The organism is Arthrobacter russicus, from assembly GCF_031454135.1.
GTDB classification, from domain to species: Bacteria; Actinomycetota; Actinomycetes; order Actinomycetales; family Micrococcaceae; genus Renibacterium; species Renibacterium russicum.
This window is the reverse complement of sequence record NZ_JAVDQF010000001.1, coordinates 982,256-999,180: the sequence shown is the minus strand read 5'-3', so window position 1 is coordinate 999,180 and position 16,925 is coordinate 982,256. Positions and strand designations below refer to the sequence as shown.

At 66.7% G+C, this 16,925-nt stretch carries 8 protein-coding genes; 3 read left to right on the top strand and 5 right to left on the bottom strand.

All coding sequences use genetic code 11. The features are described 5' to 3' along the window. Positions 1-46 precede the first annotated feature (46 nt). Together JOE69_RS04655 and JOE69_RS04650 are read left to right on the top strand one after the other, a co-directional pair. Complete coding sequence (locus JOE69_RS04655) at positions 47-8,536, top strand: non-ribosomal peptide synthetase (protein WP_309796491.1); 8,490 nt, start codon at positions 47-49, stop codon at positions 8,534-8,536. Continuing rightward, positions 8,523-9,755, top strand: a complete 1,233-nt coding sequence (locus tag JOE69_RS04650) for a DUF1015 family protein (RefSeq protein ID WP_309796489.1) — start codon at positions 8,523-8,525, stop codon at positions 9,753-9,755. Before JOE69_RS04655 ends, JOE69_RS04650 begins: the two co-directional genes overlap by 14 nt. Positions 9,756-9,797: 42 nt before the next feature. Here the strand turns inward: JOE69_RS04650 and JOE69_RS04645 are convergent, their stop codons facing one another. Further along, on the bottom strand, positions 9,798-11,228 hold the full coding sequence (locus JOE69_RS04645; protein ID WP_309796487.1) for a cryptochrome/photolyase family protein: 1,431 nt from the start codon (positions 11,226-11,228) through the stop codon (positions 9,798-9,800). 160 nt (positions 11,229-11,388) lie between these two features. On the opposite strand from JOE69_RS04645, the gene JOE69_RS04640 reads away from it, so the two are divergent. Continuing rightward, positions 11,389-12,591 (top strand): SGNH/GDSL hydrolase family protein, encoded by a 1,203-nt coding sequence (locus JOE69_RS04640; protein ID WP_309796485.1) that lies wholly within the window; start codon positions 11,389-11,391, stop codon positions 12,589-12,591. Between the two features lie 31 nt (positions 12,592-12,622). Here JOE69_RS04640 and JOE69_RS04635 read toward each other — a convergent pair whose 3' ends face one another. The 4 genes from JOE69_RS04635 to JOE69_RS04620 all read right to left on the bottom strand — a co-directional run bounded on the left by JOE69_RS04635 (position 12,623) and on the right by JOE69_RS04620 (position 16,872). Beyond that, entirely contained in the window at positions 12,623-13,399 is a 777-nt protein-coding gene (locus tag JOE69_RS04635) for a YidC/Oxa1 family membrane protein insertase (protein WP_309796484.1), read from the bottom strand. 164 nt (positions 13,400-13,563) lie between these two features. Continuing rightward, positions 13,564-13,887, bottom strand: a complete 324-nt coding sequence (locus tag JOE69_RS04630) for a hypothetical protein (RefSeq protein ID WP_309796482.1) — start codon at positions 13,885-13,887, stop codon at positions 13,564-13,566. A gap of 156 nt (positions 13,888-14,043) precedes the next feature. Then, positions 14,044-15,663, bottom strand: coding sequence for an HNH endonuclease signature motif containing protein (locus JOE69_RS04625; protein WP_309796480.1), 1,620 nt, complete (start codon positions 15,661-15,663; stop codon positions 14,044-14,046). A gap of 390 nt (positions 15,664-16,053) precedes the next feature. Beyond that, positions 16,054-16,872 (bottom strand): PspA/IM30 family protein, encoded by an 819-nt coding sequence (locus JOE69_RS04620; protein ID WP_296365154.1) that lies wholly within the window; start codon positions 16,870-16,872, stop codon positions 16,054-16,056. Between the last annotated feature and the right edge of the window lie 53 nt (positions 16,873-16,925).

Below are 16,925 nucleotides of genomic sequence, written 5' to 3'. Positions count from 1 at the left end.
TGACCGGCCTGCCGAACCCCCGACCCTCCTCCGACGGAAGATCCCCATGTCCCAGCACTCCATCGACGACATCGTCAAACTCCCCCCGCTCGCGGAAGGGATCTTGCTCGCTGCCACTCTCGACGCCGGTGAATCCGATGTCTACACGGTCCAGGCAGCCATCGACTTGACCGGAGAGCTCGATCTCGAGGCGCTGCGCGAAGCCGGTGGAAAGCTCCTGGAACGGCACGAGATGCTGCGTGCCGCAGTGCGCAGCGATCAGGCCGGCCGGTCCTGGTTTGTCACGGTACGCGGCGTCGACTTGCCGTGGCGGGTCTGCGAAGCCGCGGACGAGGCCGCTGCGGAACGGGAGGAACGCCGGGAGCGGGAACTGCGGTTCGACCTGGAACGCCCGCCTTTGCTGCGCGCTCTGCTGCTCGAGCTCGGCGGCCGGCAATACCGGTTGGTGCTCACCTTGCACCATCTGATTCTGGACGGCTGGTCGATGCCGGTGATCCTGCGCGATCTCCTGGCTTTCTACCACGGAACGGAATCCGCGCTGCCGCAGCTTGCCCGCTACACCGAGTACGTGACCCGGGTGCAGGCCGCCGCGGATCCGGAAACCGGGGAGCTCTGGAAAGCCCGGCTGGCGGCGTGTTCCGGACCGACCCTGTTGGCCCAGGAACCGCCCGGCAAGGCGACGGCCGGCGGCGCGGAGCGGAGGTTGCGGCTGGACTCGGGGATTACGGTCGACGACCTGGCCGGGTTGGCGGACTGGGCCAGGGAGTCCGGGTGCACCTTCGCGGCAGCGGCCCAAGTGGCCTGGGGGCTGACGCTGGGCGCGGAGCTGGGCCGGACCGATGTGGTCTACGGGACGACGCTTTCCCGACGCCGTCCGGAGATGACCGGCTTCGAGTCGATGGTGGGGCTTTTCGTCAATACCGTTCCGGTGATCGTGGCACCGGCGGCGGGAACGACGCTGGCGGAGCTGTGCCGGGCGCAGTACGAATCGATGCTCGCGCTCGACGATGCGGCGGACCGGGGGCTGGCCCAGATCCAAGCAGATCTGGGCATGGGTGCGCTTTTTGACAGTTTGATGCTGGTCGAGAACTACCCGCTCGACGGCGTCGGCGAAGCTTCCAGCGAAGGCTTGCAGATCACCGGTGCCCGGGTCCAGGATTCCACCCAGTACCCGTTGACCGTGATTGTGATGCCTGGCTCGGACGTGCACCTGGACGTGGACCCGGCGAGGCTCGCACCGGAGCGCGCAGAACGGATCGCCCGGCGGCTGTGCGCCGTGGTGCGGGCGATGCCCGGTTCAGGTGACCGGGCAGTGGCTGCCTTGGATCTTTCGCTTCCGGAAGAACCGCAGTGGCGGGCCGGTCACGAATTCGGGCCGGAGCGCCGGCTTTCCGAAGATTCCTGGGTGCAGCGGATCGTGCACTCCCTGCAGGCGCGTCCCGATGACGTCGTCTACCGGGGCAGCCGCCGATTGGACCTGGCCGCAGATGCGCAGCATCCGGAGGCCGTGATCACCGGATCCCAGTTCTTGGCGGATGTCGCTGCGATCACCGAGCAACTCCGGAGCGCCGCGGTGCGGCCCGGAGACACGGTGACCGTGGCTCTGGGCCGGGCGCCGCGGATGGTTGCGGCGCTCCTCGCCGTGGCCTGGCGCGGCGCGCAATACGTGCCGTTGGATCCGGGCTACCCGGCGGAGCGGATCCGGCAGATCTTCGACGACGCGCAACCCCGGGTGACGCTGGTGGATCCGGTGACCGCGCCGGCGCTGCGCAGCGCCGGGGCTGTCGATCTCCTGGTCTTGAGCGATGCTGGGGCGAGTCCGACCGAGCTGGGCGAGTGCGCTCCGCGCGGCGCGCAGACCCCGGCCTATACGATTTTCACCTCCGGTTCCACCGGCCGTCCGAAGGGCGTGACGGTCCCCGATGTGGCCTTCGGGAACCTGCTCGACGATATGGCGCGACAGGTGGGCCTGGGCCCATCGAGCCGGTTGTGCGCGGTCACCCCGTTGACTTTCGACATTGCCGAGTTCGAGTTGCTCGGAACCCTCTTGGCCGGTGCCGAGACGGCGTTGCTCGATGCGGCCACCGTGCATGACCTTGACCGCCTCGCGGAGGCGATCCGCAGCTTCCAGCCCAGCCATCTGCAAGCCACCCCGTCGTTGTGGCGTGCGCTGGCCGAAGAACACCCCGAATCGATCGGGGGACTGCGCATTGTGGTGGGCGGCGAGGCATTGCCGGAGACGCTGGCCGAAGTCCTGACCGCCGGTGCGGAACAGGTTTTCAACAGCTACGGACCGACCGAAACCACCATCTGGTCCACCACCTGCCCGCTGCCCGCCGGGCATACCGGACCGGTGCCGATCGGCCGACCGATTGCGCTGACCCGGGCCCTGGTACTGGACGCCTGGTTGCGGCCCTGCCCGATCGGCGTCGTCGGCGATCTGTATCTGTCCGGCATCGGCCTGGCGCACGGCTACCGCGGCCGGCCGGAGCTCACCGCAGTGAGTTTCGTCCCGGAGCCCGGAGGTCCCGGCGGCGCCCGGATGTACCGTACCGGGGATTTGGCGAAATTCGATGCCGCAGGAGTGCTGCACTATTCGGGGCGCTCCGACTTCCAAGTGAAAATCCGCGGGCACCGGGTGGAGCTCGGCGAGGTCGAAGCCGCGCTCCGGGCGGCCCCCCAGGTGCTGGAAGCGGTTGCCCATGCGCACACTGGCGCCGACGGTCTGCGCCAGCTCGTCGGTTATGTCCGGGCCGCCGTCGGAGTGGAGAACGTCTCGGCGGAACTGCTCGGCCAGTTGCGTTCGGCGCTGCCCGAATACATGGTGCCCAGCCACATCGTGGTGTTGGACGCGATGCCGTTGACCGCCAACGGGAAGATCGACCGGAAGGCGCTTCCAGCGCCCGAGGCCCCGGCGAACTCCAGCAGCGGTGCGGTGTCTGACGGTCTGACCGATCTGCTGCAGGCCGAATTCGCCGGCGCGCTCGGCGTGGACCGGGTCGGCCCGGACGAGGATCTCTTCGGGCTCGGCGGCCATTCGATCACCGCGGCGCGATTGGTCAGCCGGCTGCGCCGGAGCACCGGGTTCGACATCACCTTGGACCAGGTTTTCGCGAACCCCACACCGCGCTCGCTCGCCGCCGTCTACCGGGGCAGCGCTGCGGTCGGCGGCACGGCGCTGGCGGTGCGCCGGGACGGGGACCTGGCGCCCGCGAGCCGGGCGCAGCGCCGGCTGTGGCTGTTGGCGCAGACCGGAGGGGCCGCAGACGCCTACCATCTTCCGTTCCTGATCCGGGCCACCGGCAAACTCAGCGTCGAAGCATTCGCCGCAGCGCTGGACGACCTCCGGGAACGGCACGAGATTCTCCGCACGGTGATCCGGTTGGACCCGGAAACCGGAGAACTCGAACAACGGATCCTGGCCAACCGCGATTTGCCGCCCACGCTGCGGGGTGCGGCCGCCGAAGGCAGCGCGGAACTCCGGGCTGCCATGGGCGCCGGCTTCGATCTGGAGACCGAAGCGCCGATCCGCGGGATTTTGGTGCTGGACGAATCGGGCGAACCCGCGGCGGTCGCCGTGACGATGCACCATGTCGCGGTCGACGCGACGTCGGTGAACCGCTTGCTGGCCGATCTGGACGCCGCCTATGCGGCCCGGACGGCCGGCGTCGAACCCGAACTGGGCAGCGCCCGATTGCGTTACCTTGACTTGACCGCGGACGAGGACCGGGACGTCACCGAGGGGCGCTGGAATCCCGGCTTGGAGTTCTGGGCTGCGGAGCTCGCCGACGCCCCGTCCGAGCTGGCTTTGCCGTTCGAACTGCCGCGTCCCCAGGTGGAGAGCCATCGGGGCGACATCGTCTCGGTCACGATTCCGGCGGATCTGGCGGCAGCCGCGGAAACCCTGGCCCGGCGCACCGGGGTCACCATGTTCATGCTGATGCAAGGTGCGCTCGGTGTGCTCTACCGGAATCTCGGTGCGGGCGAAGACCTCCCACTGGGCACTGCCACTACCGCACGGCTCGACCTGGCTGCGGAACAGACGGTCGGGCCTTTCCTCAACACGGTCGTGCTGCGGACCAGGGTGCCGGGTGCGGCGTCGTTCAGCGATGTGCTGCGCGGGGTACGGCGCACCGACGTGGCGTGCTTCGCGCAGCAGGCAGTGCCCTTCGAATTGGTGCTGGAACGGCTTGCGGTCGAACGCAACGCCGATCGGCACCCGGTCTTCCAGACCTATCTCGGCTACACCGTGGAAGAGCCCGCACCGCCGGCCGGCGAGCTGCGTTTGGAAACCCTGGGCAGCGATACCGCCAAGTTCGACCTGTCGTTCGAATTCGTCGAAACCAGAGGAACCGAACCGGCACTGCGGCTGCACGTGGAGTACGCCACGGATCTGTTCACCGGCCGCGGTGCGGAGCGGCTCGCAGCGCGGTTCGTGACGGTTCTGGAACAACTCGTGCAGCAGCCGGAACGGCCGGTCCGAGCAGCATCGGTAATGCTTCCGCAGGACCGGGTGCAACTGGCCACAGCTCTGACCGGTCCGGAAACCGCTGCGCCGCAAGACGTGATGCTGCGTTTCCTCGAGGTCGCCGAAGCACATCGTTATGCCAAGGCGGTGATCGGTCCGGACGGGATTTCGCTGAGCTACCGGCAATTGGCCGCGCAGGCCGGATTGCTGGCCGAGGAGTTGCTGCTGCAAGGCGTCGGTTCTGGCGACGTGGTCGCGGTGGCCCGGGAGACCGATGCGCAGAGCCCGGCCTGCCTGCTCGCGATCTGGGCCATCGGCGCGGTCTACCTTCCGCTGGACTGCGCTTCGCCGGCGGCCCGGATCGCGACCGTCCTGGAATCGGCCCAGCCGCAGGCGGTCCTGGCGGATGCCCGGTTCCGGGAGCTGCTGGAATCGGCTCTGGCTGCTGCTCGGTCGGCTTCCCGGGTCGTGGACCTCGAGGCGCTGCCGGCGGAACCGGTGCTCGGCGATCCGTTGGAATCGCTCGCGGCATTGGTGGGCGGCCAGGCCATTCGGCCCGGACAAGCAGCCTATCTGCTGTTCACTTCCGGTTCGACCGGAAAGCCCAAGGGCGCCTTGATCCACCGGGCCGGTCTGGCGAACCACCTGGCCGCGAAGGTCGATACGCTCGCGCTGACTCCGGACGACGTGGTGCTAGCCAATGCTGCGCTGACCTTCGACATTTCGCTGTGGCAGCTGCTTTGTGCGCTCATGGTCGGCGGTGCCACCGCGGTCCCGCCGCGCAGTGCGGTCGCCGATCCGCATGCGCTCTGGGGCTGGGCGGCGCAACAGCGGACCACGGTGCTGGAAATCGTGCCATCCTTGCTCGGCGTGGCGATCGAAGCCGAATCGGCTGGCCGGCCGTTGCCGGAGATCCCCGATCTGCGCCGGCTGCTGCTGACCGGAGAAGCCCTGCCCGCGGATTCGGTCCGCGCCTGGCTCCAGGGGCATCCGGAGGACATCCTGGTCAATGCCTACGGGCCCACCGAGTGTTCGGACGACGTCACGCACGCGGAATTCGAGCTCGGCAGCAACCCCGGTCGCACTACTGCGCCGATCGGCACCGCGTTGCAGAATACCGAGCTCCTGGTGCTCAACGATGATTTGCAACCCTGCCCGCCTGGCGTGAGAGGGGAACTCTATGTTGCCGGAACCGGGGTGGGCATCGGCTATCTGGGCCGCCCGGGGCAGACTGCGACGACGTTCGTCGCCGACCCGCGCGGCGGTGGCGGCAGGTTCTACCGGACCGGCGACATCGTACTGCTGGGCGAGGACGGGCTTGAGTTCAAAGGCCGGCGCGATCACCAGGTGAAGATCCGCGGCCATCGGATCGAGACCGCGGAGATCGAAGCCGTGGCCCGGGAAATCCCCTCGGTGCTGGCCGCGGCGGTGATCGCGGCGCGGCGCTCCGCGGAGCATCCGCTGGAACTGTTCGGCTATGTCTCGGGCCAGGTCGCGGTCGACGAACTGACCCGGGTGATGGCGGACCGGTTGCCGGTGCCGATGCGGCCGAGCGCTTGGACGGTGCTGGACCGGTTGCCGTTGACCGCCAACGGAAAAGTGGACCTGAAATCGCTCGTGGTGCCGGTCCCGGAAGCGTCGGATCAGCCATTCGAGGGTCCGCGCGGCGACCTGGAAACCCTGGTCTGCGCCATCTTCGCGGACGTCATCGGGGTGCCGGCGGTGGCTCGGCACGACGACTTCTTCGCGATCGGCGGCGACAGTCTGCGCTCGGTCCGGGTGCTGACCGCGCTGGCCAAGGCCGGGCACAGCCTGGGCCTCGCGCAGATCTTCACACATCGGACGCCGGCTGCGCTCGCCGCGTGGTTGGGCGGTGCCGAGATCGCCGAACCGGACCGGGACGGCGTCGGGAGCTTCCCGGTACCGCCGGAATTCCTACGCCAGGCGCAGCGGGCCGGTGGACTCGAAGGCTTCGACCAGTGGATCGTGCTGGCCGCCGAGGAGCCCGTCGACGGGGTGCGCTGGGCTGCCGCCTGCCAGGCCGTGACCGGCCGGCATGACGCGCTGCGGCTGCGCTGGGACGGCAGTTCCGAGACCGCCGAAATCGTCGCAGCTTCCGCGCTCGGAGTGCCGCGGCACGCCCGAGGCGAGGCAGCTGAGAATGACGCGGCGGAACGTGACGCAGCGGAGACTGACGCGGCGGAGATTGGTGCAGCCGACATCGGTTCGTCGGACATCGGTTCGGCGGTCCGCGCGGCCCGCGCGGATCTGGCGCCGCTTCCGGGCGAACTGATGAGCACCCGGATCGTGCCGGGCCCGGATCGGGACCACGTGGTGATCGCAGTCCACCACCTGGCCCTGGATGCGGCCTCCTGGGAGGTGCTGGTACCGGACCTATTGGCCGCTTACCGGAGCGGACCCGGGGCCGAAGTCCAGTGGCCCAGCCGGCCGACAACCGCTTACCGCAGTTGGGCCATGGGTTTGGCGGATCCGGAGCAGCCGTGGACGGACGAGTCGGCGTATTGGCAAGCGGTGACCGCAGGCCTGCCTCCGGCGCCATTGGCCGATCCGGCCGGCGGCCGATCGCGGACCTCAAAGATTCCCGCAGCCACCATGGAGCGGCTGACCGAGGCCGCCGAATCCCGGGGGATCAGCCTCGAACCGGTACTGCTGGCCAGTTTCTGCCGGGCTGTCGGCGAAGCCCGGGGAGAGCTTCCCGCCGTCGTGGTCGAAGTCGAATCGCAAGGCCGGATTCCGCTGCAGCCCGGGACCGATGTTTCCGGGACCATGGGGTGGTTCACTTCGGCATTCCCGATCCGGGTGCCGCTCTGCCACGAAGCCGGGGCGTCGGCGGATTCGGCACGCCGCCAGATCGAGGACAGCATCGCCTCGGTGATCTGGGCCCGGGCCAGGGTGCCGCGCGACGGGCGCGGCTATGCAGCGCTGCTGACCGGCCGCAGCGCGGAGGACCGGCCGGGCGAAGCCCCCTATGCGTTCAACTATTTGGGCCAGGCCGGAGCCGGCAGCTCCTTGCCGGGGTGGAGCTTGTCGCCGCGGCAGGAGGAATGGGACGAAGCCGTACCCGCCGGACTCGGATTCGAACTGAGCGCCGATGCGCTCAGCGAAAATGACGGCACGCTGCTGGTGTCCTGGAACTGGTCGCCGAGCCGGCTGCCCGACGACCTCGCGGAAACCGTGATCGGCTACTTCGAACGATGGGTCGAGACAACCGTGGCGGCGCTGACCCTGGAGCCGCTGCCGGCCCTGGCGCCGACGCTGCCGTTGCGGAACGAAGGTGAGCAGCACCCGCTCTTCGTGCTGCACGGCGGCGTGGGCTTGGCCTGGCCGTACATGTCTTTGCTTCCGGAACTGCCCGCGGACCTTCCGGTGCTCGGCCTGCAAGCCGATTTCAACCGCTACGGCCCACACGGCGAGTTCGGGATCCGGGATCTCGCGGCGGCTTATCTGCACCGGATCCGATCGGTGCAAAGCCACGGGCCTTACCGGTTGTTGGGCTGGTCCTTCGGCGGTCTGGTGGCGCACGCGGTCGCCGAAGCACTGGAAGCAATCGGCGAAACCGTCGAATATTTGGGCATTCTGGACGCCTACCCGCTGCTGGAAGCCGAAGCGATCCCGAGCGAAGACTGGGTGTTGGGCCAGCTGCTCCGGTTGGACACCGGAGACGCCCTGGCACCGAAGCTGGCGGGGGCCATTCGGGAACTGGACTATGCGGCGATCGCCCGGGCGTGGAAACAGCACGGCGGAGGGCTTTCGGACCTCGGTGAGGAGGGGCTGCGGCGGGTGGTCCGGGTAACCCGGGCGCACGCCGATATGGGCCAGCGCTTCCGGCCGGGTCAGGTGAACGCGGACATCCAGTTGGTGGTCGCGACGCTGGAGGCCGAGACCCCGGCCGATCCGGAGCAGAGTTGGGCGGCCCACACCCGGGGGAGGGTCCGGGCGATCCCGGTGCCGGCCCGTCACGACGACCTGTTGGCACCGGACGAGGTCCGCGGCTATGCGGACGCCTTGTTGGCCGAATTGAAGGGCCCAGCCCATGTCGCTTCCTGAAATCGCGCTCGAACCGCTCGAGCCGGGCGGTCGCACGTCCGGGAGATCCAGTGCCGCGGGGCCGGTTCTGCAGCCCTTCGCCGGAATTCGTTTCGCGGAATCCGACTATGCCAAACAGTCGCTGCTGCTGAGTACTTCCGGCGAGGAAGCCACTGATTCCGACGTGGAAATCCTCAAACGCCGGGATCCGCGGAGCATCCTGCACCTTTCCTGGGCCCAGGAACAGGGGTTGGTACAGGACCAACTCCGGCAATGGATTGCCGAAGGCGTGCTGTTCGCAGACCGCACGCCGCAGCATTACATCTATGAATACCGGGTGGCCGGTCAGCTGGTGCGCGGGGTGATCGGTGCTTTGGACCTGCGCGCATCCGATGTGGACCGACGCGTGCTGCCGCATGAGGGCTTGGTGGAATCCGCCCTGGACGGGTTCTGCCGACGGGTGGACGAGGGCAGGCTGGACGTGGAGCCGGTGCTGTTGGTGCAGGCGTTCGGCGACTCGGTCCGGGACGCGGTACGGGCGGTGACCGCAGCACCGCCGGTGCTGGAGTTGTTCGGTCCGCAGGATGAATACCACCGGCTATGGACGGTATCCGATCCCGGCTTGCACTATCTGCTGACTTCGGGGCTTTCCGAGGTTCCGGCCCTGCTGGCGGACGGGCACCACCGTTATGCCGCGCACAAGTGCGGCCCGGAACGGCCGCACGGCCCCGGCCGGGTGCTGGCCATGGTCATCGATGCCCAGGATGCCGCCCTGGCCCTGGGGCCGATCCACCGGATCGTGCCGGATCTGGCTCCGGAATCGGTCTCCGATCTGCTGCATCGCAGAGGCTGGTCCGGTTCAGTCGAAACGCTGGTCTGCAGTGCTGCGACCGCGGAAGCGAGCTTTCTGCTCGACCCGGAGGCGGTGTTCCTCCTGGGCGGCGGCAACTATTGGCATCTGGTGGGCGGCGAAGACCAGAATCCCGACGTGGTGCAGGCGCATTCCCGGCTTTTCCCGTTGCTGGACGTGGTGTCCTCGGAACTCGAATACCGGCATGCCTGGGAGAGCGCGGTGGAGCTGGCGGCGGTCACCGGTGGCACTGCGGTGATCCTCAAAGGCATGTCGTTCGACGAGGTGCTGGCGGTAGCCCAATCAGATCTGACCCTTCCGGAAAAAGCCACCTCGTTTTCGCCGAAACCGCAACTCGCCATGGTGCTGTGCAATTTGGCTGCGCTCTGATTGGCTGCGCTCCGCTCTGCACCGGCCGACCCGGCTGCCGCGCTACGACGGTGCGGCGCCCGGCACATTCCCGTCGCGCAGCCGGGCATAGGCGTCGAGCGCGCGCTGCCGGGAGGGGCCGAGCTCGACCAACGGCTCCGGATAGTCCAACGGCATTTCGTCGAGTGCGGTCGGGTGTTTCCAGGGTTCGTGGATCACCGGGGCGGGCAACCCCGCCAACTCCGGGAGGAAGCTGCGCAAATATTTCCCATCGGCGTCGAACTTCTTCGATTGGGTGACCGGATTGAACACTCGGAAATACGGTGCGGCGTCGGCGCCCGATCCGGCCACCCACTGCCAATTCGCCGGATTGCTGGCGGCATCGGCGTCGACGAGGGTGTCCCAGAACCACTGTTCGCCGGCCCGCCAGTCGATCAACAGGTTTTTGACCAGAAAACTGGCCACGACCATCCGTACCCGGTTGTGCATCCAACCGGTCTGCCACAGTTGCCGCATTCCGGCGTCGACCAAGGGGTAGCCGGTGTTCCCTTGTTGCCAAGCGGCCAATTCGGCGTCCGAAGCCGGTTGCCAGGCGAAGGCGTCGAAGTCCGACCGGTAGTTCCGGTCGGCCAAATCCGGGTGGTGGTACAGCAAGTGCCAACAGAATTCCCGCCAGCCGACTTCGCTGCGGAAGGTCCGTTCGTCTTCGGCTGCAATCCCCGGGGAACCCTGGAGCGCGGACCAGATTTGGAACGGGCTCAGTTCGCCGAACCGCAGATGCGGGCTGAGCCTGCTGGTCGCCTCAAGGCCTGGCTCGTCGCGCCCGACGGCATAAGCCTGGGCGTTGCGATCCAAGAACTCGGCCAGGCGCCGTTGCGCACCGGGCTCGCCGGGAGTCCAGATCCCGGAGAACTCCGAGGCCCAGTCCGGGTTCCGGGGCAGCAGCTGCCAGGCGGCCAATTCGTCACCGGCTGCGCTAATGCCCCGGATCCGGCCGGGCTCCGCGACCGGTGGGCGGGGTTCGGCGGCTTCCCGGCAGGCCCGCCAAAATGGGGTGAAAACCTTGTAATGGCCACCGGTCCCGGTCTGCATGGTCCACGGTTCGAACAGCAGATTCGCCTGAAAGCTCGCAACCTGCAGGCCGGCCGTTCGGAGTGCGGATTTCAGTTGCGCATCGACCTGACGCTCGGCACCGCCGTAACGCCGGTTCCAGAAGACCGCCTCGGCCCCGATTTCCCGGGCGAGTCCCGGAATCGCCTCCGCGGCTCGGCCACGGCGCAGGATCAACGATCCGCCGGCTTCGGCCAGCGTGGTGGCCAGGGATTCCAATGAATGGTGCAGCCACCACCGGGCGGCACCGCCCAAGGGGCGGATTCCAGGGGATTCTTCGTCGAGGAGATAGACCACGGCGATCTCGCCGGCAGCAGCGGCCGCCGCCAGCGCCGGGTTGTCCTGCAATCTGAGGTCGTCGCGCAACCACAACAAAGTCTTCATGGATTCGAATCTATCCGCTCCACGGGATATGTGGCAGTTGTTTACTCGCCGGTAACTTGCCGGTAGGCTCCGGTTAGCTGGAGACGGCTCGGATAGTAACTGTCAGTTCAAGGACGAACAGACCCTCCGCAATGACGCGAAGGGTCGGAACAGGTACCGGATGAAAAGTTCTGCGATTTTCCGTTCAGCGGCAGCCCTCGCGGCTGCCTCCGCACTCGCCCTAGGCTCGCTCGGTTTGGCTGTTCCGGCCCAAGCCGCGCCGCCGTCGGGCGCATCTTGGGTAGTGAGCATGGGGGACTCCTATATTTCCGGTGAGGGCGGAAGATGGGCTGGGAACTCGTCGAAGGCGGCGCAAGTCGATGCGCTGGGCAGTGGCGCGTACTTGGACGGCGGTGATCGGGAAACGACGGAACGCTGCCACCGCTCCACCTCGGCCGAGGTCAAGATCGGCGTGGCGAACGCGCTCAATCTGGCATGTTCCGGGGCGAAAACTGCCACTTACACGAACTCGAAGGGCTACTTCAAACCTGGCCTGGACTTCTACGACGATGGCAAAGGCAACACCGGCCAAGCGCTCGCGTTGCAACGCTTCGCCGCGCAGAACAAGGTGACCGCGATCGCGGTTTCGATCGGCGGCAACGACTTGAACTTCGCCGATGTGGTGACCACCTGCGTGACCAAATTCCTCGGTTCCTCATCGTGGTCGCCGAGTTATTGCAAGGACGACAGCTCGGTCAAGGCCAACTTCACCCCGGCTAACACCGCCGACGTCGCCGCCAAGATCTCAGCCGGGTTGAAAAACGTCCGCAGCGCGATGGCCAACGCCGGATACGCGGATTCGGATTACCGGATCGTCATGCAGAACTACCCCCAGCCGCTGCCTACCAGTGACAAAATCCCGTACCAGGAAAGCGGCTATTCGCGGCAGAGCACGTATGGCTGCGGATTCTGGAATGCGGACTTGGATTGGGCGGCCCGGACGGCGCTGCCGACGATCAACTCGACGGTCAGTGCCGGATTGGCCGGCGCGAAGCTGAGCAATGGCAGCAGCCTGGATGTTTCGAAGCTCTTCGCCGGGCGTGAACTGTGCGCCACCGGGACCAAGAAGCTCAATGAGACTTCACTGAGCAGCTGGCAGAGTCCGGGTGCTTCCGACGTGAGCGAATGGATCAATGAAATCCGTACCGTGAGCACGGCGTTCAGCGATTACTACATCCAGGAATCGCTGCACCCGAACTACTGGGGTCAGCTGGCGTTGCGCAACTGCTTGCGCCAGGCGTACCAGTCCGGCACCGGCGGTGCCTGCACAGGTGCCGGAACCGGGTTGACTGCCGCAGGCGAGCCGAAGGTCAAGCTGGGCTAGTCCGCCAGCGCCGGAGCCGGTCCGGAGCAGCTCAGGCAGGCAAGGGCTCTGGCCCCGGATGAGGGGTCAGAACCCGGCGCAGCAGCGCACGTTCGACGATAGTCCAGACCGTCGTCGTCATGAGGTACAACGCTGCCGCGAGCGGGACGAATACCGCGGTCACCGCGGTGAGGTAGGCCAGCCAGGGCAGCATCCGGTTCAGCGTGCCGCTGCCCGGCAAAGCCGCAGTGTCCGGGGACTGTCCGAGCAGACTGAGCCGGGCCGCCCGGCGCCGGTTGAGTTCGGCGACCAGGAGGATGACCGCGATGACTGCCAGATAAATCCAGCCGCCGGCCAGGAAGCCGCCGGTGGAGATCAGCTGGATCAGGGACTGGCCAAGGGGAGCGCCGCCGAAGCCGGCTTCCAGCAAGCTGTTGCTGTGCCCGCCAATCTGGCCGAGCACGAAGAGCCCGTAGACCACCATCAGAACCGGTGTCTGCAGCAGCGCCGGTCCGATGCCGGCGAACATCGAAATGCCTTCGGATTTGTACAGCGCCAGGGTCTTTTCACTGAGCAGCTGCGGGTTCTTGCCGTGCTTTCGTTGCAGCTCCTTCAGCTGCGGAGCAATTCTGGCCCGGCCGATTTCGCCGCGGACTTGGGAGAGGCCCACCGGAATCAGCAGCATCCGGACCACGATCGTGAGCACGATGACGGCGAGGCCGGCGCTGGCGCCTCCGGCCAATGGGGTGAGGGCTGCGCTGAGCCAGTGCAGGAATTGGTAACCGATTTCCAAGGCCCAGGCCAAGGGTGGAAAAGCATAGATGTTCATGAGGTCCTCGCTGAAGTCCGTCCGGGGTCGACGACTGGCCGACGCCGGGGCAGCGGCGGGTGGCGCGCTGCGGAAATATGGGGGTGTTCGCGGCAGCGCCGGACTGAATCAGCCGGGCACTGCATCGCGCAGCGAGGTGTCGGGAAGTGTTGCGGGACGTCCTGCTACGCGGAGCAGGACGAATTGGGCGCTCTCGGTTGCGGGCGCCCAGAAAGTTGCGGGTCATCGGCGACGCGGAACCGTTCCGGCCCCGGGTAATCACGATTGACCAGTTGTACGGCGGCGGGTCGGGCGCTTGGCCGGGTGACCAGCATGGCCAGGCCGGCGGCAAGCGCAGCAACCGTGGCGGCAGTCAGCGCCACGGTCAGCACCTGCTGTTGGCCCAGCAACGGCAGCACGACGGCGGCTAACAGCCCGAGGGCCGTGAAAATGCCCAAAAAGCGGCGCAGAGCAGCGAGTTGATCGCCTTGCCGCTTCTGATTGCGCATGGTCCAAGGGTAGCAGCGCAGCCATCGCGGGTGCAGGGATGACCGCTGGTGTTCGCTGTGCTGGCAGCGAACACCAGCGGATTGAGGCAGGCCCGGAGGTGCGTTCGCTCACCGGCTCGGAGCTTCCGGAAGTGATCCAGAGCTTCCAGAAGTGATTCAGAGCTGGTGGAAATGATTCTGCCGAGGAGTCTGCTGCGGATCGATCCAGCGCGGGGGGATGAACCAGAGTGATGCCGGCTCCGGATTGCTTCGGACGTCGTGGTCGGTGACGCGGTTGCGCTGCTGGGAGCGATTTTCAGCGGACCCGCTTTGGCCAGGCCCGCCTTGGTGGGACCCGCTTTGGCCAGGCCCGCCTTGGTGAGACTCGCTGCCGGGCTCCGCTTCGGCCCGGGGCCCGGGGACCCCGCGTTCGATGCGCCACTCGCCGAGATGGATCACATGATGGTGATGCGAGCACAGCAGGGCGCCGTTGGCTACCGAGGTCGTCCCGCCGTGTTGCCAAGGTTCGAGGTGATGGGCTTCGCACCAACTCGCCGGAATGGTGCAACCTGGGAATGCGCAACCCTTGTCCCGGGCGATCAGAGCCGCTCGCTGCGCGGGGGAGAAGAGCCGTCGTTTCCGCCCGAGGTCGAGCACTTCGCCATCACCGGCCAAGACAGCCGGGACAAGGCCGGCATCGCAGGCCAGCCGTCGGATCAAGCGGGGCGGCACCGGGCCGGTGAACTGCAGGCGGGCTTTGCTTTGGACGCTCGGTGCCTCGGCTGCCGGCTGGTTGTCTTTCGGCTGTGCGACCGGGGACTGTGCGACTGGTGATTGTGCGACTGGTGATTGTGCGACTAAGGATTGATAGTCGATGGTCGCGATGAGTTGCGCCGCCTGGCCGCCGGCTTGTGGAAGCGCCCGATCGCGGAATGCGTGGCGCAACGCGCTGATCACGGTGTCCAGATGAAATTGTTGCAGACTGCGTGCGTCGAGCGGGCGGCTCTTGGCCGCACCAGCCCGCGGATTGCTTCCGGCATGCATCACGGTGAGTAGGGTTTCGGTCTGGATCTGGTCGGCCCAAAGTTCAAAGCGGGTGAGTCCACGACGGGTTTCGCGCCGGTACAGGCCCTGCCGGTGCCGTAGCTCGGCTTCGTCCGGAATCATGCCGTCCTGGTCGATCAGGGTGTCCCACCGGCGGATCAACGGAGTCAGGAAATCCGGGTCCTGGTCGGTCAAGGCTTCGGCGAGGCTGGATTCCATCAGTTCGAGGGTCCGGCCACGGGCCGTCATGGCCGTTTGCCGGTGCGTTGCCTGCTCCGCATTCGACATGGTCTTTAGCGCGGCCTCGTCCAGGGCTGTTACTGCCAGCTGGAGGGCCGGCAAATCCGTCACCGCGTGCGCAGCAAGCGAATTGAGCAAACGGTACTTGGCGTCAAGCGGCTCACCAACGAGGGTCCGGCGGGGCAAAACTGCGGCGCCTAGATTCAACCGCCGGCGGGCCTCGCTCCGGCGGATCCGCAATCTGCTCTGCAGGAACTCCGCACAGTTTCGGAACTCTGACCGCTTGTGCTGCTGCAGATCGGCGAAAACCTGGTCCTCAATCGATTTCGCGGCAAGCAACTGGGCGTACCCGGCCTGCCGGGATATCGCCTCCACGTCGTCCGCCGCATCGAGGATTTCAACCGGAGGCATGAGTCCGACGGCGTGCTCAAGCTCGGCAATAACCTCGCCGAACAGGTCGCGGACCGCATTGAGCCGATCGGTCAATGTGCTGGTGCTGACAACTACCCCCATGAACCAATAATAATAGAAGATATATTCTAGTGCAATACCTAGAATAGGATATATATTCGATTTGGAGTCGAGCTCGGAGTGCCCCGGGATACCGGAGCGGTCTGCTCGGTGGGCTGGTTTGGCCGCCATGTCGCTCCGTCGATCGGGCAGCTGCTGCGCCGGACTCCGGCGCTGGCCCGGCATGCGACAGCGCCCAAGGCCGGCTCTGCTCTGGACCGGACTCGGTCCGGCCCCCAGCGCGGCAGAATTCCAGCACAGCAAGATTCCGGCACCTCAAGATCCCGGAGCCTCAAGATTCTGAGTACGGCAAAGGGACCGCACCTGTATGCCAGGTACGGTCCCTTTGCGGTTCCCGAGCTTCGGACGTCCGTTCGGTCGTCCGAGGCCCTTTCAGAGGGTTTTGAAATCGTCCTCGTTGACCACCGGAGTGGCGGCCGGAGCAGCTTGTGCCGGGTTGGCGGCCGGGGCGGCCGGGGTGGAATTGATCGCGGCCGGGGCGCTGCCGGCTTTCAGTGCGGCAAGTCGGGCTTCCACCTCGGTCTGCTCGCCAAGGTCTTCGAGGCTGTTGAACTGGGCGTCGAGGCTGGACGAGGCCAATTCCTGCTGGCCCCGGACCTTGGCTTCTTCGCGGCGGATCTTGTCCTCGAACCGGCCGACCTCGCTGGTCGGATCCATGATGTTGATGCTGCCGAGCGCGTCGTTGACCTGGGATTGCGCCTGCGCGGTCTTGGAACGGGCCACCAGCTCATTGCGCTTGGAGGCGAGCTCGTTGAGCTTGCCCTTCATCTGGTTCAAGCCGGTCTTGAGCTGCTCGACCACGGCTTCCTGGGACTTGATGTTCGGCTCAGCAGTCTTCGCTTCGTTCTCCGAGGAAATCTGCCGCTGCAGCGCCACCTTGGCCAGGTCGTCGAACTTCTGCGCATCCGCAGCGTTGCCTGCGGTGCGGAACTCGTCGGCCTTGCGGCTCGCGGCAAGCGCCTTGTTGCCCCAGTCCTGGGCATTCTTGATGTCTTCGTTGTAGTCGTCCTGGAGCATCCGCAGGTTGCCGATGGTCTGGGCCACCGCCGATTCAGCCTCGGCGATGTTGTTGGTGTAGTCGCGCACCATCTGGTCGAGCATCTTCTGCGGATCCTCCGCCTGATCAAGCAGCGCATTGATATTGGCCTTGGCCAGCTGCCCGATGCGGCCAAAGATTGACTGCTTTGCCATCGTGATACCTTTCGTCCTGCGATTGTGGATCTTCAGTTGTCCGTACTTGTCGG

Excerpts from the sequence above, each read along its gene's own strand:
- JOE69_RS04655 (WP_309796491.1), top strand. The coding sequence starts at position 47 with ATGTCCCAGCACTCCATCGACGACATCGTCAAACTCCCCCCGCTCGCG.
- JOE69_RS04650 (WP_309796489.1), top strand. The coding sequence starts at position 8,523 with ATGTCGCTTCCTGAAATCGCGCTCGAACCGCTCGAGCCGGGCGGTCGC.
- JOE69_RS04645 (WP_309796487.1), bottom strand. The coding sequence starts at position 11,228 with ATGAAGACTTTGTTGTGGTTGCGCGACGACCTCAGATTGCAGGACAAC.
- JOE69_RS04640 (WP_309796485.1), top strand. The coding sequence starts at position 11,389 with ATGAAAAGTTCTGCGATTTTCCGTTCAGCGGCAGCCCTCGCGGCTGCC.
- JOE69_RS04635 (WP_309796484.1), bottom strand. The coding sequence starts at position 13,399 with ATGAACATCTATGCTTTTCCACCCTTGGCCTGGGCCTTGGAAATCGGT.
- JOE69_RS04630 (WP_309796482.1), bottom strand. The coding sequence starts at position 13,887 with ATGCGCAATCAGAAGCGGCAAGGCGATCAACTCGCTGCTCTGCGCCGC.
- JOE69_RS04625 (WP_309796480.1), bottom strand. The coding sequence starts at position 15,663 with ATGGGGGTAGTTGTCAGCACCAGCACATTGACCGATCGGCTCAATGCG.
- JOE69_RS04620 (WP_296365154.1), bottom strand. The coding sequence starts at position 16,872 with ATGGCAAAGCAGTCAATCTTTGGCCGCATCGGGCAGCTGGCCAAGGCC.